At 42.8% G+C, this 222-nt stretch carries 1 protein-coding gene; it reads right to left on the bottom strand.

The features are described 5' to 3' along the window. Positions 1-222, bottom strand: a 222-nt coding sequence (locus tag ACRHOC_RS15555) for a site-specific integrase (protein ID WP_431159488.1), incomplete at both ends; no start/stop codon positions are given.

The raw sequence follows: 222 nt of genomic DNA on the forward strand, positions 1-222 counted from the left end.
TTGCCGGTGGATTTTAGCTACAAATTGTCGAACATGCTTGTCATCAACTCCATCCCATTCACCTAGATTCTCCGCTTCTATAAAATCCAAAAATCGTGTCAGGTCACGGCTGTAATTATCAAGTGTATGGGGGGATAACTGCCTTTCAGTGGCCAAGTAATGTAGAAACTGTTCTAGTAACTCTTCTTTCACAGCACGGCCCTCTGTGACAATTTCTATAGG

Source organism: Winogradskyella poriferorum, assembly GCF_050618035.1.
GTDB classification, from domain to species: Bacteria; Bacteroidota; Bacteroidia; order Flavobacteriales; family Flavobacteriaceae; genus Winogradskyella; species Winogradskyella poriferorum_A.